Origin of the sequence: Mariniphaga sediminis (assembly GCF_003573545.1) — a bacterium.
Taxonomy (GTDB): domain Bacteria; phylum Bacteroidota; class Bacteroidia; order Bacteroidales; family Prolixibacteraceae; genus Mariniphaga; species Mariniphaga sediminis.
The window spans coordinates 1-537 of record NZ_QWET01000070.1; the positions used below are offsets into that span (position 1 = coordinate 1).

Here is a 537-nt window from a genome sequence, read left to right on the forward strand (position 1 = left end):
TTTATTATAATCGTTAAAACCACCTCCTTCGGGGGTGGTCATGTTTAATAGGCTACGCCTTAAATTTATTAACTTCGTCACATGAGTAATTTTAAGAAATTAAATCATGTGATTTACAGGTGCACTTACCATATTGTATGGACACCCAAATATAGATTTCGCTTACTAGAAGGTCTGATCAAGGAATTACTTCAGGATGACATTGCGATGTTATTGGAATGGAAATCATGTGAGATGATCGAAATGAATATTCAGAAGGATCATGTTCATCTGATTGTTAGTGTTCCCCCGAAGCTTTCAGTTTCCCAATTAATGGGAATATTAAAGGGCAAAACAGCAATCAAAATTTTCAAAAGTTATCCTCAGTTACGGACAAAGCCATATTGGGGAAATCACTTTTGGGCAAAAGGCTACTGTGTTGACACTATCGGACTTGATGAAGACAAAATCAAGAAGTACGTGAAATTTCAAGAAGATCAAGAACGTCTCGAAGAGCAGCAGCGGCTCAACTTTGGCCCCTTATAGGGGCCTTTTTAT

At 37.6% G+C, this 537-nt stretch carries 1 protein-coding gene; it reads left to right on the top strand.

The genetic code is table 11. The features are described from left to right. The first annotated feature begins 81 nt into the window (after positions 1–81). Entirely contained in the window at positions 82–525 is a 444-nt protein-coding gene (tnpA, locus tag D1164_RS23625) for an IS200/IS605 family transposase (RefSeq protein WP_119352362.1), read from the top strand. Positions 526–537: the final 12 nt, after the last annotated feature.